Genomic DNA, 25,870 nt, shown 5'->3' with positions numbered 1-25,870 from the left:
ATTGTTGCAGCTAAATTATTGTCATATTTTTGCCTGCTTGTACTTTTAGCCGGGGTTGAATATGTCAATATTTAAAGAACAACCAGATATACCAGTAACCATGTCGAAATCTGAAATCGACGCTAAATATAAATACTGGCGATTACACTTAATGATTGTCAGTTATATTGGTTATGCCGTTTTTTATTTCACACGCAAAAGCTTCAATTTTGTAATGCCTGAAATGCTAGTTGATTTAGGGATTACAAAAGCCGATATAGGGATGGTTGGAACGGCATTTTACCTGACTTATGGGGCATCTAAATTCCTTTCTGGCATCATCGGTGACCGTTCAAATCCACGATATTTTATGGGGATCGGTTTGATAGCGACAGGGGTGGTAAACATCCTGTTCGGCTTAACGTCCTCAATCAGTATGTTTATTGTATTGTGGATGGTGAATGCGTTTTTCCAAGGTTGGGGTTGGCCGCCTTGTGCCAAAATACTTAACACATGGTATTCACGTAATGAACGTGGGCTCTGGTGGGCTATTTGGAATACATCACATAATATTGGTGGTGCAATAATTCCAATTTTATCCGGTGGTGTTGCGTTAGCGCTTGGCTGGCGTTACGGGATGATCATACCAGGAATTATTGCCATTGTGATTGGTATTGGATTATGTATTTTATTACGTGATAGACCACGGACAATGGGGCTGCCTACGGTTGGTGAATGGCGAAATGACCTTGAAGAATTAAAATATGAAGCCAAAGGGGCGGGTTTGCCTTTAGGCAAAATATTGAACGAATATATCTTTAAAAATAAAGTGTTATGGGTTCTCGCTCTTTCTTATGCGGTGATTTATATCGTCAGAACAGGGATAAATGACTGGGCAAACTTGTATTTAATTGAAGAGCACGGTTTTAATTTGTTGTCGGCAAATGCGGTCGTCATGATGTTTGAAATTGGCGGTTTTTTTGGTGCTATTGTTGCAGGATGGGGTTCCGATTTAATCTTTAAAGGCAATCGTGCGCAAATGAATGTCATTTATGCGCTCGGGATTATTATCACTTCATTCTGTTTATGGATAGTTCCAGTTGATAACGAATATGTGTTTTCTTTCTTGTTCTTTATGACAGGATTCTTCATTTTTGGCCCTCAATTTTTGATTGCCATGGCAGCTGCTGAAAATTCACATAAAAATGCCGCTGGGGCTTCAACAGGGTTTGTCAGCTTATTTGCCTATATTGGGGCATCAATCGCAGGGTATCCATTATCAATCGTGATTGAAAAATACCAATGGAATGGTTTTTATTCCTTACTGTTAGCTTTATCCATTTTCTTAATTTTACTGTTAATTATTGCAATGGTAATGACGAAGAAAAAAGTCAGCGTAGAAGGTTGATTCTTCTATAGCGTTATACTAAACCAAGCCTACGATAGTCGGCTTGGTTGCTTGCAAACCTACCTCTGAATTTGTGCTAATAAACCCGATTACTTACATCGCCGCCCATCTAAGGGGCGGCTTTTTACTTAACTTGCAGCCAAATATTATTTTCATACTCAAAATGGATAGCTTTATATTTTTGTGTAAACGTTTACACTAATCGAGATGGATCACAGAATCCTATTGAAACTCGTTGCTATAATTCGTGGTAACGACAGGTTTGAAGGTGAAGTTATGTTTAAGCAGTATTGAGGGAGAAGATAAATGCAACAGGATCAACGATTGATGATAGGGCTGTGGGTGGCTGCGGATAGCAATCAAATATCCCCAATGGTGATGAAGTTGAGGAGACAGATAAGATGAATACAATGCCATTTAACCCTTCTGATTGCCCCCATCGTCGCTATAACCCATTAACGGGCCAATGGGTGTTAGTGTCTCCCCATCGAGCAAAACGTCCATGGAGTGGTAAAGATGAAAAGCCATCAATAGAAGATTTACCTCAGTATGATGCACATTGCTTTCTTTGCCCGGGTAATACAAGGGTTTCAGGGGAGGTCAATCCTAACTACCAAGGGACTTATGTATTCCAAAATGACCATGGTGCGTTATTAGCACAACCCTGTGCCCAGCCTGATAATCAATCTGAGTTGTTTCAATCACAATCGGTTAGTGGTGTTAGCCGAGTAATCTGTTTCTCTCCGGACCACAGTAAAACACTGCCAGAGCTGTCTGTGCCTGAACTTGAAGGTGTCATCGAAACATGGCAGCAACAAATCGTCGAATTAAGTGAACGCTATGCTTGGGTTCAAGTTTTTGAAAACAAAGGGGAAATAATGGGGTGTTCTCAACCTCATCCTCATGGGCAAATTTGGGCGAGTGATTTTTTACCCAATGAAATCGCACGTAAGGACCACTTCCTCTCGCAATATTATCAACGTCATGGCCGTAATTTATTAATTGATTATATTCAAGCAGAACAACAAGATGGCTCACGGATTGTTGTCGAAACTCAAGAATGGATTGCACTTGTTCCTTATTGGGCGGCTTGGCCATTTGAGACATTGTTACTACCCAAACGACATATTCGCCGCATGGATGAAGTGAATGAAGCCATTCGTGCAGACCTTGCTATAGCGCTAAAAAAACTCACAAGTCGCTACGATAACCTATTTCATTGTTCTTTCCCTTATTCAATGGGATGGCACTTTGCGCCTTTTATGAATGAAAGCCAAAGTATCGAACATTGGCAATTACATGCTTTATTTTATCCGCCATTACTGCGTTCAGCGACAGTGAAAAAGTTCATGGTGGGGTATGAAATGTTAGCAGAAACCCAGAGAGACCTCACGCCAGAGCAAGCGGCACAACGTTTACGTGATGTGAGTGACTGCCACTATAAACAAAGTTAAATCGCTAGATATTTTACCAAATTATAATTAACTTGGTTGTTTGCCAGGTTAACCAAATGACGTATTAAGGATAATTAAAAATGGAAACGTTAAAGCAAACTGTTGCCACATCGTTTGAAAAAACCTTTGGTTATCAACCTGAAATATATGTTCAAGCGCCAGGACGAGTAAATATCATCGGCGAGCATACAGACTACAATGATGGTTTTGTTTTGCCTTGTGCGATTGATTACCAAACAATGACTGCAGCGGCAAAACGTGATGATCGCATTATCCGAGTTGTTGCGGCTGACTACCATAATGAGTGCGATGAATTCAGTTTGGATAGTGATATTACATTTTTGCCTGAAAAAATGTGGGCGAACTATATACGTGGTGTAGTGAAGTTTCTCTTACAAAGAGGGTTTTCGTTTAATGGTTGCGATATTGCAGTCAGTGGAAACGTTCCGCAGGGTGCGGGATTAAGCTCTTCAGCCTCACTAGAAGTTGTAATTGGACAAACATTTAAGGCCTTGTATCAATTAGATATTAGTCAACAAGATATCGCGCTGAATGGCCAACAAGCTGAAAACCAATTTGTTGGTTGTAACTGCGGCATTATGGACCAACTGATTTCAGCTTGTGGGGATGCTGGCCATGCTTTACTTATTGATTGCCGCAGTTTGGCGTTATTTCCTATTTCCATACCTGATGATTTGGTTGTGATGATTATCAATTCAAACAAGCAACGAGGCTTAGTTGGGAGTGAATACAATACACGCCGCCAACAATGTGAAGAAGCTGCCAATTTGTTTGGAGTGAAAGCGTTGCGCGATGTCACATTTGATGATTTTTTGCAGCAGCAACACCAATTATCTCCTGTCGTTGCCAAGCGAGCCAAACATGTGATCAGTGAGAACGAGCGTACTTTGGCGGCAGCAAAAGCATTAACGCAAAATGATTTATTGCAACTAAGCGAATTAATGGCGCAGTCACATATTTCCATGCGTGATGATTTTGAAATCACAGTTAAAGAAATTGATACTTTAGTGGATATCGTTAAGTCCGTTTTAGGTGTTCAAGGTGGGGTACGTATGACCGGAGGGGGCTTTGGCGGCTGTGTGGTTGCGGTGATGCAGCAGCAATGTGTTCAACCAGTGATTGACGCGGTAGAAGCGCAATACCAGAAAGCGACAGGTTTACAAGCCGATATTTATGTATGCCAACCTAGCTCAGGTGCGAGTGTGGTGCGTTAAAAGCAAATCAACACATTGAGAAGTTGAAATAACATGATGTTTACTCAAGAAAAAAATCAGACATTAGGTTCACCCAAAGTCGTCGTGTTAACCAACAAAAATGATATGGAAATTACCCTGACAAGTTTAGGGGCAAGTTGGCTAAGTTGTATTTTACCACTAGCGAGTGGGAAGCGAGACGTTATCCTAGGTTCACCAAACATGGATAAACAGAAGGAACAAGACGTGTATTTGGGGGCGACAGTGGGACGCGTGGCTAACCGTATCGCGAATGCACGCTTTTCTATTCATGGTGAAAATTATTTAGTATCAGCCAATCAAGGGGCGAATTGCTTACATGGTGGGAAAGATAATTTTAGCTATCGAGTTTGGGCAATTTCACAGACTAGTGCTCAACAGGTTATTTTTTCACTTATTTCGCCAGATGGTGACCAAGGTTTTCCTGGGGAACTGAACGTTGAGGTGAGTTATGAATTAACGGATGAAAACCAAGTGATTATCCGCTATAAACACCAAACTACAAAGAGCTGCCCTGTGAACCTAAGCAATCATGCTTATTTTAATTTGGCGGGTGAAGGTAGTGAAAAAACAGCTCTAGATCACGCTCTTACGATTTGCAGTGATTGTTATTTACCGACAGATAAAACAGGGATCCCCAGTGGAGAGTGGCGTAATGTGACTGGCGGCAATTTTGATTTTCGTCAAAGCAAACTCATTGGCCGTGATTTTCTCCAAGATAACGACCAAGTTTCTGCTGGGGGATATGATCACACATTTATTCTCGAAACATCTCGTATTGATGGGCGGCAAACGGTGGCATCGCTGTGTGCTCCTGAAGGGGACGTAAAAATGAATATTTCTACAACAATGCCCTCTATGCAGCTTTATACAGGGAATTATTTGATTTCAGTTGCGGGTAAAACAAAATCGTATACGCCTTTTTCTGGTGTTGCATTTGAAACGCAATTTCCACCCGATGCAGTTAATCACCCTGAATGGGGGGAGCGATACAGCCCGATTTCACAGCCTAATCAAATATATTGTAGTGAAACGTGTTATCAATTTATTTTTTAAGCCTACTGTTGATTAACACCGCTGAAATGCGGTGTTTTGTTTTTCTATACTATGCATTGATGAGTTTTAGCTAAATAATTTTAATATGCGCTACGCCATTGTTTTTAATTCTAGCTCATTGTTTAATAAGCCATCCTAATTGTAGAGGTACACGATGGCGACAATCAAAGATGTGGCAAAAGAAGCGGGTGTTTCTGTTGCAACTGTTTCACGGGTGATTAATCAATCACCTAAGGCAAGCCAAGCTTCTATTGCATCAGTAAAAAATGCAATGAATAAGCTAGGGTACCGCCCAAATGCGGCGGCTCGCGCGTTAGTGAACCAAAGCTCAAATACAATTGGGGTGCTCGTTAACGATGTGTCAGACCCATTTTTCGGTGTTATGGTTAAAGCTGTTGATGCGGTAGCCCATAAAAATGGTAAACATATCTTGATTTGTAACGGTTATCATAATGCAAAGGAAGAGCGCCAATCTATTGAGCTGTTGATTAACAACCGCTGTGATGCATTGGTCATTCACTCTAAAGCCCTTGATGATGCAGAACTACTCCAATATGCGAACGAAGTCCCGAGTATGGTACTGATCAACCGCCATATTGATGAGATTGCAACCCGCTGTATTTCATTAAATAATTACAAAGGTGCCTATTTAGCGACGGAACACCTCATTCGACATGGGCACACTAAAATTGCGTACATCTCTTCAAATCACCAAATTGAGGATGCGATACAACGTTTGCAAGGCTATCGAGACGCATTAAAAAATAATGGTATTCAACTATCTGATAGCTATGTTGAATATGGTACTCCTTATGGGGAAGGCGGCGAGCAAGCGATGACTAACTTGCTGATAAAATCACTCGAAATCACTGCGGTCGTTGGTTACAACGATTTTATGGCCGCAGGAGCCATTGCGGTATTAGATGAAAATGAAATTCACTCACCAGAACAGGTTTCGGTTATTGGTTTTGACGATGTATTGATTGCCCGCTATATCCATCCACGTTTAACAACGATTCGTTATCCCATTCAAATGATGGCAGAAAAAGCCACTCAGTTAGCACTTTCTTTAGCAAGAGGGGAAAAAACGACAGGTGAAAGTTTGATTTACTCACCGACATTGGTTCAACGCAATTCAGTTAGGCCCTTGCACACCTAATTACGTTATAGGTATAGAATTACGGCATGAAATGTAAACGTTTTCATTAATATTTGATGGGCTTCACGGAACCATCAAGAAATAGATTACTTTTCAGTAATTCGTCTTCGTTCTTCTCTGAAAATTTGCATTAAAATCTGTTATTTAATCCACTAAGTTAACATTATTGAGGATATTGTGAAAATATGTGATTCATTTAACGGTGATATCTTGTGGTAACGTTTACACTTGCTTCGTTATCATTTGGCGAAGGAATTTGATTATGCAAACTGAAGGGGTTGGGTTAAGCACATTAGATTACGGAATATTCATTCTGTATGTGCTTATCATTATTAGTGTGGGTCTTTGGGTTTCTCGAGATAAAAAAGGGCAAAAAAAAGGTACAAAAGACTATTTTCTGGCAGGAAAAACATTACCTTGGTGGGCTATAGGTTCTTCACTGATTGCGGCAAATATCTCTGCAGAGCAATTTATTGGTATGTCTGGCTCTGGATTTTCAATTGGTTTAGCCATCGCATCCTATGAATGGATGGCGGCACTAACACTGATTATTGTCGCAAAATACTTTATGCCCGTATTTATCGATAAAGGTATTTTTACCATTCCAGAATTTGTTGAAAAACGCTTTAATAAAACATTAAAAACGATCTTAGCTGTATTCTGGTTAGCATTATTTATCTTTGTTAATTTAACTTCAGTTCTCTATTTAGGGTCGTTAGCATTACAGACAATCCTAGGTATTCCAATGCATTATGCTATTTTTGGTTTAGCATTATTTGCTGTGATTTATTCTCTTTATGGCGGGCTATCTGCGGTTGCATGGACAGATGTCGTACAAGTTTTCTTTTTAATTTTAGGCGGTTTTTTAACCACAATAATGGCGGTGAGCTATATTGGCGGTGATGCAGGTTTATTCGCGGGGATGAGCCGTATGGCAAGTGAAGCACCTGCACATTTTGAAATGATTTTAAGCCAAGACAACCCGCAATTTAGCAATTTACCCGGTATTGCCGTATTAATTGGCGGACTATGGGTTGCCAATTTATATTACTGGGGCTTCAACCAATATATTATTCAACGTGCATTAGCGGCCAAATCTATTAATGAAGCACAAAAAGGCTTGGTTTTTGCGGCATTTCTCAAACTGATTGTCCCAATCCTTGTTGTTGTACCGGGTATTGCAGCATTTGTGATTGTTTCTGACCCTGCATTACTGGCGGGATTAGGAACGATGGCACAAGAACATATGCCAACACTGGCACAAGCGGACAAAGCTTACCCATGGTTAACACAATTCTTACCTGTCGGCGCTAAAGGGGTCGTATTTGCGGCATTAGCTGCGGCTATTGTCTCTTCTTTAGCTTCTATGCTGAACTCAGTGGCAACTATTTTCACTATGGATATCTACAAAGAATATATTGCTCCGTCAACCGCGGACCATAAATTAGTGAATGTCGGGCGGATCAGCGCGGTTGTTGCGTTAATTGTGGCATGTTTTATCGCACCATTATTAGGTAACATTGGACAGGCTTTCCAATATATTCAAGAGTATACGGGGTTAGTTAGCCCTGGTATTTTAGCGGTATTCTTACTAGGTTTATTTTGGAAGAAAACCAATGCAAAAGGCGCGATTATCGGTGTGCTGCTCTCAATTCCGTTTGCATTATTCTTAAAACTGATGCCGTTAGGTATGCCATTCCTTGACCAAATGATGTACACCTTCTTCTTTACTGCGGTCGTGATTGGTTTAATTAGCCTGACAACGGCAAAAGAAGATGACTGTGAGGGGGCAATTATTTTAACGTCGGAGACCTTTAAAACATCGACAGGTTTCAATATCGCATCCTACGCAATTATGGTTATCTTGTGCGTGTTATATGCGTTGTTCTGGTAGCGCAATATTTCTAACAACCTGATAATTAAATGATAGCACTAGGCGGGAAGGAACACTCCCGCCTTATTTTTTGCATTTATTAACTTAAATAATGAGCTAACATTAATATCGCAATCATTTTCGTTATTCTCGCCTAATAATATCCCTTTCTTATGTATGGTTAATTGTGTCTAAATTGATTTTTTTAATAACTATTTGTTATAAGTAAATATGCCAAATTGATTTTAATTTGACTTATTTTTAGGAATAATACTGAGACTTATTATTATTATCATTGGAACTATTTTGTGAAAAATTTAGGTTTATTTCGTTTACATCAGGTTGCCATTTTCACCTTGTTAGCGCTGGCTGTTCAAAACCAATCCATGGCAAATGAACAAAATAGCGACAAACAAGACTCTTTCGTTGTCAGTGCACAAGCACTCAAAGTGAATACTGCGCTGCAAGAAACGCCAAAATCAGTTTCGATTATTACCGAACAAGATTTGACCATACATGCTCCGCAAAAAATTGATGAAGCACTTCGTTATACCTCAGGGGTTGTTGCACAGCCTTATGGAGCTGATAATGATACTGATTGGTTCAAAGTCCGCGGTTTTGATGCTGCAACCTATTTAGATAATAGCCGGTTATATCGAGATGGCTATTATACTTGGTTGCTTGAACCTTATGGGTTGGAAAGTATTGAAGTCGTGAAGGGGTCATCAGCTGTTCTCTTTGGCGAATCCACTCCTGGAGGCGCTGTTAATTTAGTAACGAAAAAACCATCTATTAATGCTAAAAATGAAATATTTTTAGAAGCGGGTAATAACGATCACCAAGCGCTAGGTTTTGATCTTTCTACGGCATCAGTGGATGCAGGTGCCCGCTACCGTTTAGTGGGAACGATGAAAAAATCGGATGGGGAACTCAAAGACACAGATAATAAACGTCTTTATCTGGCGCCAAGTGCGGCATTTGACTTGTCTGACCAAACTGTACTTACGTTAATGGGAACGTATCTGCACGATGATGGTACGCCCACGAATCCTTTTTTCCCCGCAGCGGGAACATTAATTCACTCTAATTATGGCAAAATTAAACCATCAACCAATTTAGGTGAGCCTGATTACGATAAATATAAGCGAACTCAGTTTTCAGTGGGTTATTTATTAGAACATCAATTTAATGATGAGTGGCGTTTTGCGCAGCGTGTGAATTACGGTTACAACGACCTAACACTCAGAAGCGTTTACGCCTTCTTTAATGCAGATCCTGCTGTGCAAGAATTGGAGCGAGGTGTTGTTTTTCGCGATGGTAAAAACCAAAGTTTTAGCTTAGATAACAATATTGTCGGTGAATGGGATAGTGAGCGGTTTGAAAATACCTTACTTGCGGGTATTGAATTCCAATATCATCAAACCAAAGGTGATGAACAGGATAATTATGCTTTTGGTAAAATTAACCCGTGGAAGCCAGTTTATGGACACTATACCCCACTAGACCCATCTAATAATATTCATCGCACTATTGATAAAACACAAACTAGTATTTATTCACAATACCAAACAAAGCTTGATAGCAAATGGATTGGGGTCATTGGCGCACGTTATGATTGGGTAAAAACTGAAAATAAAGCACATAAAAAAGCAGAAGATGAGTCTAGAAACGATGGGCAGATGAGTTTAAATGCGGGTTTAATGTATATCGCTGACAATGGCATTTCACCTTATTTAAATTACTCTCAATCTTTTGAGGTTCAATCGACGATCGACCCAACCACCCAAAAACTGTATAAACCACTTAAAGGTGAGCAATTTGAAGCAGGTATCAAATATACGCCTTATTTTGTGGATGGCTATTGGAATATTGCTTGGTTCGATATCGAACAAAAAAATGCGTTAGTCACAACTCCTGAACACCCTGTTGCAACACAAACAGGTAAAGTCACTTCACAAGGTATAGAAACAGAACTCTTCGCAAGTGTTACTGATAATTGGGATATTAAAGCGACATACACTTATACCAATGCGCAAACAGATCAAACAAATGGTAAGGGACGTAAACAGGCTGGTATGATCCCCAAACATATGGCGACAGTCTGGACTGACTACGAAATTCCAATCGTGAGTAACCAGTCGTTAAAACTCGGAACTGGTATTCGCTATTATGGCCAATCAAAAGACAACCCAGCGAGCAGCAACCGTTCTGTTCCTAGTGCGATGCTCTGGGATATGGCCGCGATATATCAATTATCGAATAATTGGCAGTTCCAGTTCAATATGAATAACATTCTCAATAAAGAGTATGTTTCATCTTGTGATACCTGGTGCTACTACGGCCAATCGCGTTCATTTGTGTTACAAACAAAGTACACTTGGTAATTTTAAAAAAGGCATGCTAATAACCTTGGCATGTCTTGAGTCCTTTCTATGTTTCGATTAGCAAATATTAATATCGTTCGTGATCATCGTTCTATTTTATCTATAGATTCGCTAAATATACCGACAACAGAACTCACAGTAGTTCTTGGTCATAATGGTTCAGGAAAATCTACACTGGTTAATCTCCTTTCAGGGCAGATGGCACCGGATAGCGGACAAATCGATTTAAATGGCACGAGTCTTTCTCGATATAAAACGAAAGAATTAGCGCAGAAAATCGCGTATTTACCACAAAAACTGCCAGCCTCAGCGGGGCTGTCTGTGAAAGAACTTGTGCGCTTAGGCCGCTTTCCGTGGCGAGGTGCACTTGGTCGCTGGCAAGCTGACGATGAAATTATTATCCAGCAAGCAATGGAAAAAGCGGGAGTTGAGGGGTTTTCTTCGAGCTTAGCAGACAATTTGTCTGGTGGAGAGCGCCAGCGCGCATGGGTTGCCATGTTACTTGCCCAACAATCACCGGTTTTAATACTGGATGAACCGACTTCTGCATTAGATATTCACCATCAATACCAGTTAATGAATTTATTGAGTGAGCTTAATAAAGTTCATGGGATTGGTGTGATTGTGATCCTTCATGACCTCAACCTTTCTCTACGCTACGCAACACACATAGTGGCATTAAAAAAAGGGAAAATAGAATTTGAGGGAAAAAGTGTTCTTCTTCATGATGAAGCAAGGCTATCGTCACTCTACGATACCCCGATTAAGTTAATACCACACCCTAATTTTCCAGAGTCAGAACATCATAGGGTTGCTATCGTATGCGCTTAAAAATCAATTTGCTTGGCCTTATTTTATTAACAAGTACATTATTATGCTCATTTTATACACGGGCTTATTCTGTTACGGATAGTCGTGGTATTATCGAGTTCAATTCGCCGCCTCAGCGCGTTGTGGTTTTAGATTGGGATTTACTGGAGCAGCTATTAACCCTTGAAGTTACCCCTATTGGCGCCACGGAATTAGAGAGTTACCAGCAATGGGTTGTTGACCCAGTTGTTCCTTCTTCAGTCAAAGAGGTAGGAACCCGGGCTGAGCCTAATTTAGAGCAAATTGCCGCATTGAAACCTGATGTTATTATTGCAAGTAGCGCGCAAGAAGATTTACTGCCTTTATTGGAAAAAATAGCGCCAGTCGTTTATTTATCAAATTTTGCACGCCAAGATGACTCAGGGCTTGTAGCCATTGCGCATTTTAAAACGTTGGCTCACTTATTTAACAAAACCTCTTTTGCCGATGAATATTTAGTGAAAATGGATAAACGTTTTGCTGAATTAAGATCACAGCTTGAACGAGCTTTTTCCACGAAACCAAATGTTGCTGTTATCCGGTTTTCAAGTTTAAGCACTATTTTTCTTTATACTGAGAACTCAACGCTAAATTATGTTCTTGAACAGCTTGCATTAAAGCCCGCTATTTTAGTTCCCGCACGTGCTTGGGGAATAGAACAGAGACGAATAAATTCATTACAGTTTATTAATGATGGGTACGTGTTATATATCAAACCATTTGTAGAAGAAAAAAAACTAAATGATTCTATTTTATGGCAGTCGATGCCCTTTGTTAAACAAGGGCGGATAAATAGTGTTCGTCCCGTTTGGAATTATGGTGGTGTATTTTCCTTGCAATTAATGGCGGAAGCATTAACAGAAAGCTTATTACAGGTTGCTCCTCATAATGACAACTAAACAGTACTCAATACTATTTTTTGTATTAATGGTGTTTGCGCTGATTAATCTTCAGCTCGAACCTGGGGTTATACTCAGTCAGCAATTATTTTTAATTATTCATCCTGCTTCAGCCGATACATTTGCTGATTATTTTTATTTATATGGCCAATTACCACGCCTTGCTATGGCATTATTAGTGGGCGCGACTTTTGGTTTATTGGGCAGTTTGATGCAGCAATTAACACAAAATAATCTTACTTCACCACTGACATTAGGTTCATCATCCGGTGCTTGGTTAGCATTAGTGGTAGTCAATATTTGGTTTAGTAATGAGATTGGGTTATATCAAACGCTAGCTGCGATGGTGGGAGCATTACTTGCATTTGGGTTGGTAATATTAATTGCAGGTATTCGCAATATGACAGGCATTCCGTTGGTTGTTTCGGGAATGGTCATCAATATTTTGTTTGGTGCAATAGCGACTGCATTAATTACATTAAATTCTCAATTTGCACAAAACATTTTTATGTGGGGAGCTGGAAATCTAGCGCAAGATGGCTGGCAAAAAGTGGTTGGTTTATTACCTTTATTGTTCCCTATCATTATTATTATCTGTTTTGCACCTCGTATTTTGACATTATTGAAATTAGGTCATGAGGGGGCTAAAGCTCGTGGCTTATCCGTTTTACCTACTTTCTTGTTTTTTATTGTTTTAGCATCTTGGTTAGTGGCGGCGACTATTTCAACTGTAGGGGTTATTAGTTTTATTGGTTTATTAGCCCCAAATATAGTACGGCGAATGGGTAATATGAGTGCAAGGCAAGAGTTATTAAACAGTGCAGTTGTAGGCGCTATTTTATTGCTTCTTGCAGACAGCGGGGCTATCGCACTAACAAACTACCTTAATATTGTGGTTCCTACGGGGGTAATGACTGCTGCTATTGGTGCTCCTTTATTGATCTGGTTTAGCCGCCGAGCAATGACAGCCCAAGATCAATTATCGATAGGTCTATTACCAACAAAAATAATACTTTCCAAAACCACGGTATGTATTCTTATTTTATTGTTAGCAAGTGGAGTTGTATTTTCACTTTGCTTACAAACGAATGGTGAACAATATTATTGGCAACTGCCATCAAGTTTTCAATGGGATATTAAATGGCCTCGTTTATTAGCGGCTATATTCTCTGGCTTAGCATTGAGTATTGCAGGCGTTTTATTACAAAGAATTATTTATAACCCGTTGGCCAGCCCAGATATTTTAGGGGTTTCTTCAGGTGCTACAGCGGCACTTGTTCTATTTAGTTTACTATTAGGCACTGCTATTCAAACCTCATTTTGGGGTATTGCTTTAATCGGGAGCCTGATTGTATTAGGGCTATTGTTGTACCTAGGTAAGCGACACCAATACGCACCAGCAAGCTTAATTTTGACAGGGATCTGCCTAACGGCAACGTTAGAAGCTTTTGTTCAGTTCTTTTTAGCTCAAGGTACATTGAGTAGCTATCGGATATTATTATGGCTTTCAGGGTCAACTTATCGTGTGGAAGGGCAACAGGCCATTATTTTTTCAATCAGTATTGTTGTGTTAGCTATATTAGCGATCACGTTAAATCGTTGGCTAGTTTTATTATCAATTAGTCGGTCATTTGCACAGGGAAGAGGACTAAATTCACAATTAGCGACTATATTGCTATTAATCTTAGTTGCATTATTGTGTGCTTTTGTCACTTCTACTGTTGGCCCTATTGCATTTCTTGGTTTAGTTGCACCCCATATGGCTTTTTTAGTTGGCGCTAAAAAGGCGAAACAACAACTTATTATTAGTGGGTTGATCGGCAGTATATTAATGGTTTGGGCAGATTGGTTAGGACAAATTATTATTTATCCAACACAGATAGCTGCTGGAATATTTGTCGCCATTTTAGGTGGCGGGTATTTTTTATTGCTGATGGCGATGAATAAAATCAAGTCATAATTTATGGTGTAAATATGGCTAACCAAATCGCTACTCAAAAGACCTAACTAATATTGATAAGTCAGGTCATATCGCGATAGCCATAAAAAAAGATAAATACGAAAAGAAAATAGTAGTATTTATCTTATCCGTATTATTTCAATACCACAGCCCCAGAATGGCAGTAAAAAGGTGAGTTAAGTTGAGCCACGCTCAATTAATTGCCATTCGAGGATTTCATGGCTGTCATCGAGTTGCGGGTGCTTAATTTTATTGAGTAGCAGTTGAACGCTACGGATGCCAAATTGATGCATCGGCTGTACAATAGTACTTAATGGCGGCGTGGTTACTTCACCGAAGGGCACGCCATCAAACCCTAACACGGCAATATCATTGGGAATATGCAACCCCTGCTGATGTAAAACACTCATTGCACCGCCTGCGGTGACATCAGAAATCGCGAATACAGCATCGGGTTTGGGCGCATTTTGCAGTAACTTTTCCATGGCCTTCGCCCCTGCGGTGTAATCTAATTCTTCTACATACTCGATTTTACAATACTCAAAGCCAAGTTCAGTGAGTGCTTTTCGATATCCTTGTTCCCGTTGTTGCGAATAGAGGTAACGCATATCACTGTTAATTAATGCAATGCGTTGGCGATTTTTCGCTGCTAAATGATAAACGCCAGCGCTAGCGGCTTGTGAATTATCAATAGTAACCGAAGAAGCACGAAATTCTGGATCCCCCTCACCACACTGCACCCACGGAAAATCGCCAATCATATCCGTAAGCCCTGGCAAACAACTCACGGCATCCATAGTGATGACGCCATCAACAACCTTACCTCTGAGTAAACTCAGATAAGCGGATTCACGTGTTGGATTGGATTCAGAATTACATAACAAAATATGATAGCCGTGGCGTTCCGCTTCTTCTTCAATACCTCGTACAACGAGTGAACAAAAGGGGTTAGTGATATTAGATACCAACACCAATAGCATACGACTACGCGAGGTACGTAGTTGGCGCGCTAATAAATTAGGCTGATAATTACACTGAGCGATGGCGGCGAGAACTTTATCGCGAGTTGCGGGTTTGACAATATGTTGATCATTCAATACCCGTGAAACCGTTGCGGCAGAGACTCCTGCGATTTTCGCCACTTTTTCTATCGACATTGTTCACTTTTCCTTTTGTCTATTGCCATGCACAGTATGCAACATCGTGATGAAAAGTACGATTGATACAAGCAACTTGTGATGCAGATTGCAAATTTACCTTTTAGGTCATTATTGAACCATTCAGCTAGTTGCTGAAAGAAACAATTTGGCTATATTTTATAAATGAAATCGATTTCAGTAAAAATGTAATCGATTTCATTTTGGGATCTAGCTGCCATTTAGCAAAAAGCCTCATTTTATAAACAATAAAACATGAGAGGTAATGAATGGATATACAACTACAGCTTGCGAAATACACTGATCGGAATGAAGTCGCGCATTTGATTTATCACTCAACGAATGTCTGGTATCAGCAACATGGTTTAGGCGCAATATTTCAGTCTGCGCCTGAAGAGTGCCACTTATTTGTTGATGTATACCAACAACTTGATCCTGACTACCACTGGGTAGCCCGTGATCCACAACTTAATATTCTTGGCTCGTGTTTTTTTCACCCACGTGAAACCCATTTGGGCCTTGGGATTATGAATGTCCATCCCGATGCATTCGGACAGGGTATTGCAAAGAAATTATTGTCCAAAGCGGATGAATTAGCAGGAAATTTACCCATTCGCTTAATTTCAAGTGCCCTGAATTTAGACTCTTATTCTCTTTATCGCCGTGGCGGTTTTACACCTTACGCAATATACCAAGACATGGTGATTTCAGTACCCGAGCAAGGCGTAAATCTCCCTCGTTTGACCGAAGGAATTGTACGAGATGCTCGAACCGAAGACTTACCAGCTATTTTACAATTGGAAGCGGATTTATTGGGTATTAGTCGTCAGCGGGATATTGAATATTTTTTGAATGACACCAGCGGGTTATGGCGAATTGCAGTCTGGGAGCATAACCAGCGCATTGAAGGTTATCTTGCCTCTATCGCACATCCCGCATCGAGGATGTTAGGGCCCGGCTGCAGCTATCGTGATGAGGTAGCGCTGGATTTACTCGGTTGGATGTTAGACAAACATCATCGTGGTGCGATGCCAGTCGTTTTAGTTCCCGTAGAGCGAAATGCACTGTGCCAAGCACTATTGCGATGGGGCGGTCGAATTTGTGAATTACATCTTGCGCAAGCCAAAGGTTATGCGCAGAAACCAAGCGGCGTGGTTATGCCGTCCTTTTTACCTGAAAGTGGCTAATAAAAAATAGAAATTATTGGGGGTCTTATGGGTACAAATAGTCTCGCTCAAGGCGGTAAAAATACTGCCCATGTATGGGTAGTACCGCGATTGGCGTTAATGATGTTCCTTCAATTTTTTGTGTGGGGGGCATGGTATGTCACGCTAGGGGTTGTCATGGGGAAATATGGTTTATCAGCAATTATTGGTGATGCCTATTCGACAGGGCCTATCGCCTCTATTTTATCTCCTTTTGTACTAGGGATGGTGGTTGACCGTTTCTTTGCATCACAAAAAGTGCTTGGTGTACTGCATCTCATCGGTGCCGCTTTATTATGGATGATCCCAAGTTACTTTACGGGGGATCATAGTGGTCTGTTATGGATAATCTTTGGTTATATGCTTTGCTATATGCCAACTATTGCTCTTAGTAACAACGTTGCCTTTTATAGTTTACCGAACAGTGAGAAAGCGTTCCCAGTTGTGCGTGCATTCGGTACATTCGGTTGGATTGTCGCGGGGTTGATTGTCGGTTCAACAGGGTTATCAGATAGTACAGAAATTTTCACCTTGGCGGCAGCGGCTTCGTTGGTACTGGCGATTTACAGCTTTACATTACCACACACGCCAGCACCAGAACGAGGTAAGCCCGTAGCAATGCGCGACTTGTTATGTGCGGATGCGTTTGCCATGCTCAAGCAACGTCATTTTTTAGTTTTCATCATTTGCGCAATGCTGATCTCCATCCCATTGGCGGCTTATTATGCCTATGCGGCGCCATTTGTTGCAGCGACAGGGTTTACTAACGTTGGTGGCGTGATGTCTTTAGGGCAGATGTCAGAACTGTTCTTTATGTTATTGATACCTTTCTTCTTTGCGCGTCTTGGCATTAAAGTGATGTTACTCATTGGGATGCTGTCTTGGTGCTTACGTTATGTCATGTTTGCCTTAGGTATCGCTGAAGAACTGCGCTGGATGATTTATATCGGCATTTTCTTACATGGTATGTGTTATGACTTCTTCTTCGTTATTGGTTTTATCTATACAGACAAAGTTGCTGGCGAGAAAGTAAAAGGGCAGGCGCAGAGCTTGCTGGTTTTGTTCACCTATGGCGTGGGGATGTTAATTGGTTCACAAATCAGTGGCATGCTGTTTAATAGCATTGTTACAACGGAAGGTGCAGCGGCTCTGCCACAATGGCAAAGTTTCTGGTGGTACCCAGCGATAGGTGCGTTACTGATAGCCGCATTGTTCTTCTTCACGTTCAATTATAAAGAAAAGCCGGTGGAGGGGAAATAAGATGGCTAATTTACGCGTCTTAGTCGTTGGTTGCGGCAATATGGGAGCCTCTCATGCAGAGGCTTACCACCGAATGGAAGGGGTTGATATCTGCGGGCTGGTGGCTCGTGGCCATTCAAAAAACACTCTCAATGAACATTTAGGTGGTGAATATGCCACGTTTGATAATTACGAACAGGCATTAAAAGCAACGCAACCAGATGCGGTTTGCTTAACGACATACCCTGATACGCATGAAGCTTATGCATTGCTAGCACTCAAGGCTGGCTGTCATGTGTTTATTGAAAAGCCGTTAGCCACTACGGTTGAAGGGGCCAAGCGTGTCATTGCTGCGGCTAAACAAGCCCATCGACAAGTGGTGGTCGGTTATATTTTGCGTCATCACCCATCGTGGCAACAATTCATTCATCTAGCTCATGAGCTGGGTAAGCCATTAGTGATGAGAATGAATTTGAATCAACAAAGCCATGGGCAGATGTGGAATGTACACCGTAACCTGATGCAATCACTATCACCGATAGTTGACTGCGGCGTTCATTATTTAGATGTGATGTGCCAAATGACTCAAGCTCAACCAGTGAGTGTCAGCGCTATTGGCGCAAGATTGACCGATGAATTACCAGATAATATGTATAACTATGGTCAATTACAGGTTCGTTTTGATGATGGCTCAGTGGGTTGGTATGAGGCGGGTTGGGGGCCAATGATCAGCGAAACGGCGTATTTTATCAAAGATGTCATAGGCCCTCGCGGTGCGGTTTCGATAATGGCTCGGCATGGAGAAGGAAATAGTGACAATGTTGATGGGCACACACGCACTGACTCTTTACGTATTCACTATGCGGAGCTTGATAAAAACAATGCCTTTAAGCATCCCGACCGTTGGGTTGACTGCCAAGACGAGCCAGACCATTTGGCGCTGTGCCTAAGTGAACAACATTATTTTATTCAAGCGATTACGGAACAATTTTCATTAGAACAGGATCTACAAGACGCACTCAATAGCTTGCGAATTGTTCTTGCTGCGGATGAAGCTGTGCGTACACAGCGCACCGTGATTTTAGGGAGTGAGTCATGAAAACAATCCAAGGCCCCGGTATCTTTCTGGCACAATTTATTGGCGAAAAAGCCCCTTTTAACTCATTAGAAGGCCTCGCTGAATGGGCATCAAGCCTAGGTTTTACCCATATCCAAGTGCCAACGATCGACCCACATATCTTTGATTTAGATTTGGCAGCCACAAGCCAAACTTATTGCGATGAGCTGGTTGCCATGTTACAGCAATATGGTATTCAGATCAGTGAGTTATCGACTCATATACAAGGCCAATTAATTGCGGTACATCCAGCGTATGACACGGTTTTTGATGGTTTTGCCCCTGTGAGCGTCAGAGGCAATCCTCAAAAGCGCCAGCAATGGGCGGCAGAGCAACTCATCAAAGCGGCAAAAACCTCGCAGCGCCTAAAGCTAACTACGCACGTGACTTTCTCAGGCGCGCTGGCGTGGCCTTATTTTTACCCTTGGCCACCCCACAATGCACAGCTATTTGATGAAGCATTTGCTGAACTTGCGTTGCGTTGGTTGCCTATTCTGAATGTGTTTGACGAGTGTGGCGTCGATGTATGTTACGAGTTACATCCAGGGGAGGACTTACACGACGGTGTGACATTTGAGCGTTTTCTCGGCCTTGTCGATAACCACCCACGTTGCCATATTCTCTACGATCCAAGCCATTTATTGCTCCAGCAGATGGATTATCTTGCGTTTATTGATTGCTATCACCAACGCATTCGCGCATTTCATGTCAAAGATGCGGAATATTCACCAAATGGCCGAAGCGGTGTCTATGGCGGCTATCAATCATGGGTTGAGCGCGCAGGGCGTTTTCGTTCGTTAGGGGATGGCCAGATTGATTTTGTCTCTATTTTCAGCAAATTAACCCAGTACGGTTTTTCCGGTGTTGCCACAATGGAATGGGAGTGTTGCCTTAAATCTCCAGATGCCGGGGCGAAAGAGGGAGCTGATTTTATCACCAATCATATTATTCCAGTGGTTGATCATGCCTTTGATGATTTTGCAGCGGTAGATACTAATCTTCAACAAATCAAAGCATTACTTGGGATCGTGAGTGATAAATAAAGGATAAGGCGATGAGACTAAAGTTGGGAATGGTTGGAGGCGGCGAAGGTGCATTTATTGGTGCTGTGCATCGATTAGCAGCTCGTATGGATGATGAGTTTGAGTTAGTCGCGGGCGCGTTTTCTTCAAACGAGCAAAATTGTCAACGTACAGGGCAACGGTTACATCTTGCTCCTGAACGTAGTTACGCCAGCTATCAGCAAATGGCGCAAAGCGAGGCGGCACGTGATGATGGTATTGATGTGGTTGCGATTGTTACGCCTAATCACCTGCATGCCCCTATTGCCGTTGAATTTTTGCGTTCAGGTATCGACGTGATCTGTGATAAACCATTGTGTACATCATACTCAGAAGCTTTGCAGCTTGCCGATGTTGTGCGAGAAACGGGTAGGCAACTGATTCTCACGCATAATTACAGTGCTTATCCGCTAATTCGCGAAGCGCGCAGCCGGATATTGGCAGGTGAACTAGGCGAAATTCGTTATATTGAAGTGGAGTATTTGCAGCAGTGGCTAGCAACACGATTAGAGGAAACTGAAAACAAGCAGGCGAGCTGGCGTACCGATCCACAAAAAGCGGGAGCGGGCTGTATCGGTGATATCGGTACTCATGCGTGGCAGTTAGCTTCATTTGTCACAGGGATGCTACCAGAGGCCATTTGTGCTGAACTCACATCAATGATCCCTGGAAGAGTGCTAGATGATGATGTGCGTGTGCAAATGCGTTATCACAACGGAGCAAAAGGGCGTCTATGGGCGAGCCAAGTGGCCTGTGGTGAAGAAAACGGGTTGAGACTGCGCATATATGGCAGTCAAGGGAGTCTTTCATTTTCCCAAGAAAATCCTAACCAGTTATGGTTAAAACCATTTGATTCACCCATGTTTTGTGTGACTCGGGGATCAATGTCTCAATGGGCGGAAAACCGTGCGATGTCAAGGGTTCCGGCCGGGCATCCTGAGGGATATTTAGAAGGTTTTGCTCAGGTTTATCGTGAGGCGGCAACTCGTTTACGCGAGGGTAGCGGCGCATCACCGTTATTACCAGATATTGAAACTGGCCTACAGGGAATGGCATTTATTGATGCCGCAAAACGTAGCCATGATAACAGCGGCCAATGGATTGATTTTACGCAATATCGTTGCTCATCATAATCTCTGCAATAAATGGTCTGAGGCTAATGAGTTGGTATAATCTCGTTAATTACAGCTACAGCCTCTGTGTAATATCAGAGGCTGTAATAATGATTTTTTTCTTTGTAATACGGATAGGCAAAAGCATCGGGGGGAGTGAACCGGAAAGCTATACTACGTGATAGCATCAGTTAAAAGGAGAGGCATTCTCTCCTAGTGATGTTACACCACCAGCATGGTGTAACAAAAAGTGTTTCAATGTCGGTATGTATCTTGTTACGTGTGCAACTTAATGTCGTTATTTAATCTATTCTTGTTGAATAATTTCGACACTCAATGAGTAATTGATTTAGAGAACAACTGGATAATAACAATTCCCAGTGCAATGCATGCTAGACCAATTAATGCTGGAAAATCAAGTTTTTGTTTATAAACAAAAAATGATAATGCTGAAACAAGAAATATTCCCGCTCCAGCCCATATCGCATAGGCGATACCAATATTCATACTTTTTACAACTTGGGATAATCCATAAAAAGAAATGGCATAACCAATAACGACAATAATACTGGGTACCAACTTAGTAAACCCATCAGACGCCTTCATCATGGTTGTCGCGGTTGTTTCAGCTATGATAGACACCATTAAGATTGCGTACACTTTCAGCATAAAAACCTCTTTAACTTATTTAGCAAACATTCCAAAATGACAATTTTAAACGATGTTTGAGATAAAAATACCTAATGGCTATGAAACTCTACGCCTAAGTAAGCGTTTATACCAAGGGACTGGAACTGGGTGTACAATAGCCCGCAAAGCACGTGCATAATCCATAATTAATCCAGGGGTCCATGCCATCATCAGTGCACGCCGACGAATTTGAGCCGCAATCCATAATTCTGGCATACAAAGTACATTTAATATTCCGATAAAATCACTTCTCTTTTGCATAGACAAAACACCATCTAATGCAGCTTCTAAACCATATGCAACACTGCTGGAACAGTTTTGGTATGTTAGGTTATAAATAGGATACTGGCGATATTTTTCCCAAAAACTCAATAAAGAAGCATAGTTATAAACATTGAAAACAATCTGTCTGTCAGATTCACACCATTCTGATGCTTCAGCTTGATAATTAGGCAAGAAACGCCCTGGAACGTTATTATCAGCGGTTGCTTTTAGTAGCCTGAAAAATTCTGAAGGAGAGCGATCAATATCTTCTTCAGGGTATAAGCTGATATAGAGGTGCGGATAGAGTTCTAGAGATGCATGCCCCGTAGAGATTACTCCCTCAGAATCAACAGCCGCAATATAACGATTAATAATTGGCCTTGGTACAGGGCGTTGGTTCGCGGAGCCTTCGGGGGTCCAGATATGAACAGTCAAAATAGTATCTTGTTCAGTTTCTCTATTTAAAGGGGAAGATTGTAGGCTCTCTGTTATTGGTCGCATTGCTCCTTTTTTCTTAAACGACACAGGTAAAGGACGCATCAGTTCAAATATAGATGTTCCTCGTTGGATATGACGGGCTCGAAATGCTAACTTCAGGCATCCAAATCCACTTCCTATCATCAAAAAGCCAATGAAAAAAGAAATTGTTGCTTGGTGATGGGTAAACAAAAAAAAGGCAAACAGCATTTCAATGACGCCCCATAATAGGATTAATTGCCATCCAGGAAAACGTACGATCCAAGCTGATGCAACAACAAATAATCCGGTAATAAAAAAAACAAAACCGAACATCGCTGACAATAATACATTGCTATATGTTTGATTAATTAAGATAACCAATGCACAGAACAAAAATAGACCACCTTTAAAGAAAAGTATCGTTTTTTGTGTTCCAATTCCGCTTGAAGCGACACTTAAAGTGATCAGACTTTCAAGTAACAGTAGAATACCAAACAAATGTATTGGAAAAAAAAGAATACCATCAACACCATCAATGAAAATAAATATACCAATAAAACACCAAAGGAGCCCAATCCCCCAGAGGTAATGTGCTTTTCCTCTGATAAATTCGGCACCGAAAAGTAATAATGCAATTTGTAGCATCACTTATCCTTTGTTATTACATCAATTTTAGGATACTTCACCCAAAATAAACCAATTCCCAACAATCATTACTGGCTTGTTATGACTAAAAATAACACTTCCACGATCTTCTATATTCCACCAACGACCTTCTTTATCTTTCAGACAAAAGGTTATTATTGGAAGAGTGGTCTGAGCTTGCTCTTGTTCCCAATGTCGAGCGAGTTTTTCTCGGTCGTCAGGGTGAATAGATTCCATAATTTGCCTTAAATCGGAAAGGGGTATTAAATCAGCCTTCGGATATGAACAATCTGTGCTTCCCCATTCTATACCACCATTATCTAGATTAAGTTGATATACTAGGTGCTGCGGTTTATAAGCTCCTTGTGTGTCATCAATTCTATGAGTACTTCGAGCGACAACTCGTAAAAAAACCATTAATAATGATATTACGGTCAAATATCCCTGTATTAACCACAGTGACTCATGGCGAAATAGGCCATGAAGATAAAAAGGCCCATGCTGATTACGCGTGTAATAGATTGTAATAGTGGCAAGTATTAATAGTGCTATTGATCCTCCTCTGTTTCCCCACAGCATAGACAGGGTAACAGCAAGCAAAATAGGGATACAGAGTAGCGATAATTTAGCAGTATTACGATGATGATGAAAATAGGAATGGTATACCTGTATCGCAGTATCATTGAATATTAATATAGTGCTAATAATAAGAAGAATAAAAACAATACTTCCCCAAACTATATTAATTTTGAAAGAAGGCACCACCTTTTTGAAATGGGTATTAATTAGCCCCATAATCACTGTTGTCGCAAAGATATTGCCAGTAATATCAGCAATAAAACCATCCCAAAAAATATCATTAAGTGATGTATTATCAAGCCAATACAAACTGATAGAAAATAGAACTGCATCTGCAAAACTGACAATTATTGTTGCCGATAGCCATAACAATATTAGTTGCAGATCATCTCCTCGCTGAGCATACCTACGGACAATCCAAGCAATAGCAATACAAGAAAGTACTGCTAGAGCGGCATATATAAGTGAAAGGGTGATTTGCTCACTATCAAAGCCATTCAGAATCAAGTTTAATACAATGAAGCCAACCAGTAATGGTAGCCATTGGCGTTTGTGCATACATAAAAAAGCGGTTGTTGCGACCCCCGCAGGAAACCAAACAACAGAAATATCTGAATTCTCTGGTGTAAGTATTTCGGAGATTTCACCTGTTACGTAATAAAGTAATAGCCATCCTATTATTACGATTAACGTGGTTTTATTTGATAGTAAAGATGTTTTCATAGTTTATTTCAGGTTATGCATCATAAAGTTATGTTTGGCCTTATCTTAACGCGTAAAGGTCTACATCATTTCTCTTTTCAAAAAATATCAAAATGATATCTTGAGGTATAGCTATTATTATATTTTTTCCTGTATTTTTAGACACTTTTTATTTTATTATGAGTTCGGCGCTGTAGGTACTTCAATGAACATTACGCACCTAGAAAAAGCCAATAGCACACCTAATCTAAATTTCTTAAAAATAAAACACGGCTTGTTGTTTTCATAGACAGCTATTCGTGAAAGATACCCACGTCATATAAAGCAGTAGCCGAGCAATAATGGCAAAAATTGAGCGTGTCCACCACAATTAAAAATAGCTAACAAGAGTTAGGTATTTTTTAGACATTACCATGAGATAACACTATAAAAATACTAAAATAAGTATCTGACAGCAAATACAACTTCTTGAGATTTAAGGTGTGCTTTTATTTGCTCGTCTTGTAAGCCTCGAGTATTAGCAAATCGGTTCATGCCACTTTCGATTTTACCTAGAGCTACATAACAATACATCGCCGCACATCAAACTGTTAGAGCATACTGCCTTAAAAAATCCCGGCAACATCTGATAGCTGCTTGAGCCATTATGGCTGTTAAGTAGGATAATTTCAGTGACTTGTATGCCTGTAATTTGGTCATGTCGCCGAAGTCGTAACATATGTTTGGTGTGCTCTCGGCGGCTGACATCACGCCTCCGAGTTTGGCAAGCAAAGAACGGATAAAAGCCTTCTTTTTGCAGGCTGTCTAACAAGGTGATGGTTGGAATGTAAGTATAACGTTCACTGCAAGAATCGTGTTTTTCTTCAGAAAATACACTCGGTACAGTACGGAATAACTCTTTAAACCTGTTGTCCTATCACTGACCCACCAAATTTGGTGGGCTGGCGGAGTCTGAATTCGTCGCTTAACTAAATGATTTTATAGTGCTAATGTTCAATTCAACTTTTCAAAAGTGCCTAATAAGGTGCCTAAAAATGAATTAGTTTATTTCTTGAGTCTATGATTACTTAAATTCACGTAAAAAACTATATTTTTTTCGGTTAGCTTTAAATAAGGTATAATTTTTCATATTGGAAATATTCATAGTGGCTGTAATACTATTAATTTTCTAATAACCTTCAAGGTTTATTCATTATTGGCTCTTGTATAAAACATAATGGATGTTGTTCAGGATATGAATAATGTTGTTTAAAACCTAGAATAACATCCTTGGTTTTTACGGTATTGAATATTATTGGCCATAATTTAAATTAACCAGAAACTTTAACTTATTGATAATTAATGTGAAATGTGGATTTTACTGAAG

General features: G+C 40.6%; 19 protein-coding genes and 1 pseudogene. 15 read left to right on the top strand and 5 right to left on the bottom strand.

What is annotated here, in order from left to right:
* Positions 1-61 precede the first annotated feature (61 nt).
* The 10 genes from uhpC (at position 62) to fhuB (ending at position 14,274) form a co-directional block, all read left to right on the top strand.
* Positions 62-1,387, top strand: a complete 1,326-nt coding sequence (gene uhpC, locus PSE60_RS15730) for an MFS transporter family glucose-6-phosphate receptor UhpC (protein WP_210836029.1) — start codon at positions 62-64, stop codon at positions 1,385-1,387.
* 401 nt (positions 1,388-1,788) lie between these two features.
* Positions 1,789-2,841 carry a UDP-glucose--hexose-1-phosphate uridylyltransferase gene (locus tag PSE60_RS15725; protein ID WP_272665992.1) on the top strand — a complete coding sequence of 351 codons (1,053 nt, stop codon included), beginning with the start codon at positions 1,789-1,791 and terminating at the stop codon, positions 2,839-2,841.
* Between the two features lie 80 nt (positions 2,842-2,921).
* The gene (galK, locus tag PSE60_RS15720) at positions 2,922-4,076 is read left to right on the top strand and encodes a galactokinase (RefSeq protein WP_272665991.1); all 1,155 of its coding nucleotides are present in this window, start codon (positions 2,922-2,924) and stop codon (positions 4,074-4,076) included.
* Positions 4,077-4,109: 33 nt separating this feature from the next.
* Positions 4,110-5,150: a galactose-1-epimerase gene (gene galM / locus PSE60_RS15715; RefSeq protein WP_272665990.1), complete on the top strand. Its 1,041-nt coding sequence runs from the start codon at positions 4,110-4,112 to the stop codon at positions 5,148-5,150.
* A gap of 154 nt (positions 5,151-5,304) precedes the next feature.
* Positions 5,305-6,309 (top strand): substrate-binding domain-containing protein, encoded by a 1,005-nt coding sequence (locus tag PSE60_RS15710; protein ID WP_272665989.1) that lies wholly within the window; start codon positions 5,305-5,307, stop codon positions 6,307-6,309.
* Between the two features lie 262 nt (positions 6,310-6,571).
* Positions 6,572-8,203 (top strand): sodium/sugar symporter, encoded by a 1,632-nt coding sequence (locus PSE60_RS15705; RefSeq protein ID WP_036958441.1) that lies wholly within the window; start codon positions 6,572-6,574, stop codon positions 8,201-8,203.
* A gap of 287 nt (positions 8,204-8,490) precedes the next feature.
* Positions 8,491-10,566, top strand: coding sequence for a TonB-dependent siderophore receptor (locus tag PSE60_RS15700; protein WP_272665988.1), 2,076 nt, complete (start codon positions 8,491-8,493; stop codon positions 10,564-10,566).
* Positions 10,567-10,614: 48 nt separating this feature from the next.
* Positions 10,615-11,397 carry an ABC transporter ATP-binding protein gene (locus PSE60_RS15695; protein WP_004912924.1) on the top strand — a complete coding sequence of 261 codons (783 nt, stop codon included), beginning with the start codon at positions 10,615-10,617 and terminating at the stop codon, positions 11,395-11,397.
* The gene (locus PSE60_RS15690) at positions 11,388-12,314 is read left to right on the top strand and encodes an ABC transporter substrate-binding protein (protein ID WP_272665987.1); all 927 of its coding nucleotides are present in this window, start codon (positions 11,388-11,390) and stop codon (positions 12,312-12,314) included. Before PSE60_RS15695 ends, PSE60_RS15690 begins: the two co-directional genes overlap by 10 nt.
* Positions 12,304-14,274, top strand: a complete 1,971-nt coding sequence (fhuB, locus tag PSE60_RS15685) for a Fe(3+)-hydroxamate ABC transporter permease FhuB (protein ID WP_272665986.1) — start codon at positions 12,304-12,306, stop codon at positions 14,272-14,274. The genes PSE60_RS15690 and fhuB overlap by 11 nt, the downstream gene beginning before the upstream one ends.
* A 176-nt stretch (positions 14,275-14,450) precedes the next feature.
* Here fhuB and PSE60_RS15680 read toward each other — a convergent pair whose 3' ends face one another.
* On the bottom strand, positions 14,451-15,431 hold the full coding sequence (locus PSE60_RS15680) for a LacI family DNA-binding transcriptional regulator (RefSeq protein ID WP_272665985.1): 981 nt from the start codon (positions 15,429-15,431) through the stop codon (positions 14,451-14,453).
* Between the two features lie 269 nt (positions 15,432-15,700).
* Here PSE60_RS15680 and PSE60_RS15675 point away from each other — a divergent pair, with 269 nt between their 5' ends.
* Genes PSE60_RS15675 through PSE60_RS15655 form a run of 5 tightly spaced genes read left to right on the top strand, consistent with a single transcriptional unit; the run spans position 15,701 to position 21,186 of the window.
* The gene (locus PSE60_RS15675; protein WP_272665984.1) at positions 15,701-16,618 is read left to right on the top strand and encodes a GNAT family N-acetyltransferase; all 918 of its coding nucleotides are present in this window, start codon (positions 15,701-15,703) and stop codon (positions 16,616-16,618) included.
* 27 nt (positions 16,619-16,645) lie between these two features.
* On the top strand, positions 16,646-17,896 hold the full coding sequence (locus PSE60_RS15670; protein ID WP_272665983.1) for an MFS transporter: 1,251 nt from the start codon (positions 16,646-16,648) through the stop codon (positions 17,894-17,896).
* A gap of 1 nt (position 17,897) precedes the next feature.
* Complete coding sequence (locus PSE60_RS15665) at positions 17,898-18,974, top strand: Gfo/Idh/MocA family protein (RefSeq protein ID WP_272665982.1); 1,077 nt, start codon at positions 17,898-17,900, stop codon at positions 18,972-18,974.
* Positions 18,971-20,035, top strand: coding sequence for a sugar phosphate isomerase/epimerase family protein (locus tag PSE60_RS15660; protein ID WP_272665981.1), 1,065 nt, complete (start codon positions 18,971-18,973; stop codon positions 20,033-20,035). The genes PSE60_RS15665 and PSE60_RS15660 overlap by 4 nt, the downstream gene beginning before the upstream one ends.
* An 11-nt stretch (positions 20,036-20,046) precedes the next feature.
* Complete coding sequence (locus PSE60_RS15655) at positions 20,047-21,186, top strand: Gfo/Idh/MocA family protein (RefSeq protein ID WP_272665980.1); 1,140 nt, start codon at positions 20,047-20,049, stop codon at positions 21,184-21,186.
* A gap of 312 nt (positions 21,187-21,498) precedes the next feature.
* On the opposite strand, the gene PSE60_RS15650 is transcribed toward PSE60_RS15655, so the two are convergent.
* The 4 genes and pseudogenes from PSE60_RS15650 to PSE60_RS15635 all read right to left on the bottom strand — a co-directional run.
* On the bottom strand, positions 21,499-21,831 hold the full coding sequence (locus tag PSE60_RS15650) for a DMT family transporter (RefSeq protein ID WP_371021498.1): 333 nt from the start codon (positions 21,829-21,831) through the stop codon (positions 21,499-21,501).
* An 81-nt stretch (positions 21,832-21,912) separates the two neighbouring features.
* Positions 21,913-23,223 (bottom strand): HdeD family acid-resistance protein, encoded by a 1,311-nt coding sequence (locus PSE60_RS15645; protein WP_272665979.1) that lies wholly within the window; start codon positions 23,221-23,223, stop codon positions 21,913-21,915.
* Between the two features lie 27 nt (positions 23,224-23,250).
* Complete coding sequence (locus tag PSE60_RS15640; protein WP_272665978.1) at positions 23,251-24,525, bottom strand: MASE1 domain-containing protein; 1,275 nt, start codon at positions 24,523-24,525, stop codon at positions 23,251-23,253.
* A gap of 550 nt (positions 24,526-25,075) precedes the next feature.
* A pseudogene (locus PSE60_RS15635) lies at positions 25,076-25,405 on the bottom strand (DUF932 domain-containing protein); the annotation flags it as partial.
* Between the last annotated feature and the right edge of the window lie 465 nt (positions 25,406-25,870).

The organism is Providencia sp. PROV174, assembly GCF_028480685.1.
Classification (GTDB): Bacteria; Pseudomonadota; Gammaproteobacteria; order Enterobacterales; family Enterobacteriaceae; genus Providencia; species Providencia rettgeri.
The sequence above is the reverse complement of the archived record's forward strand: the minus strand, read 5'-3'. Positions and strand labels throughout refer to the sequence as shown.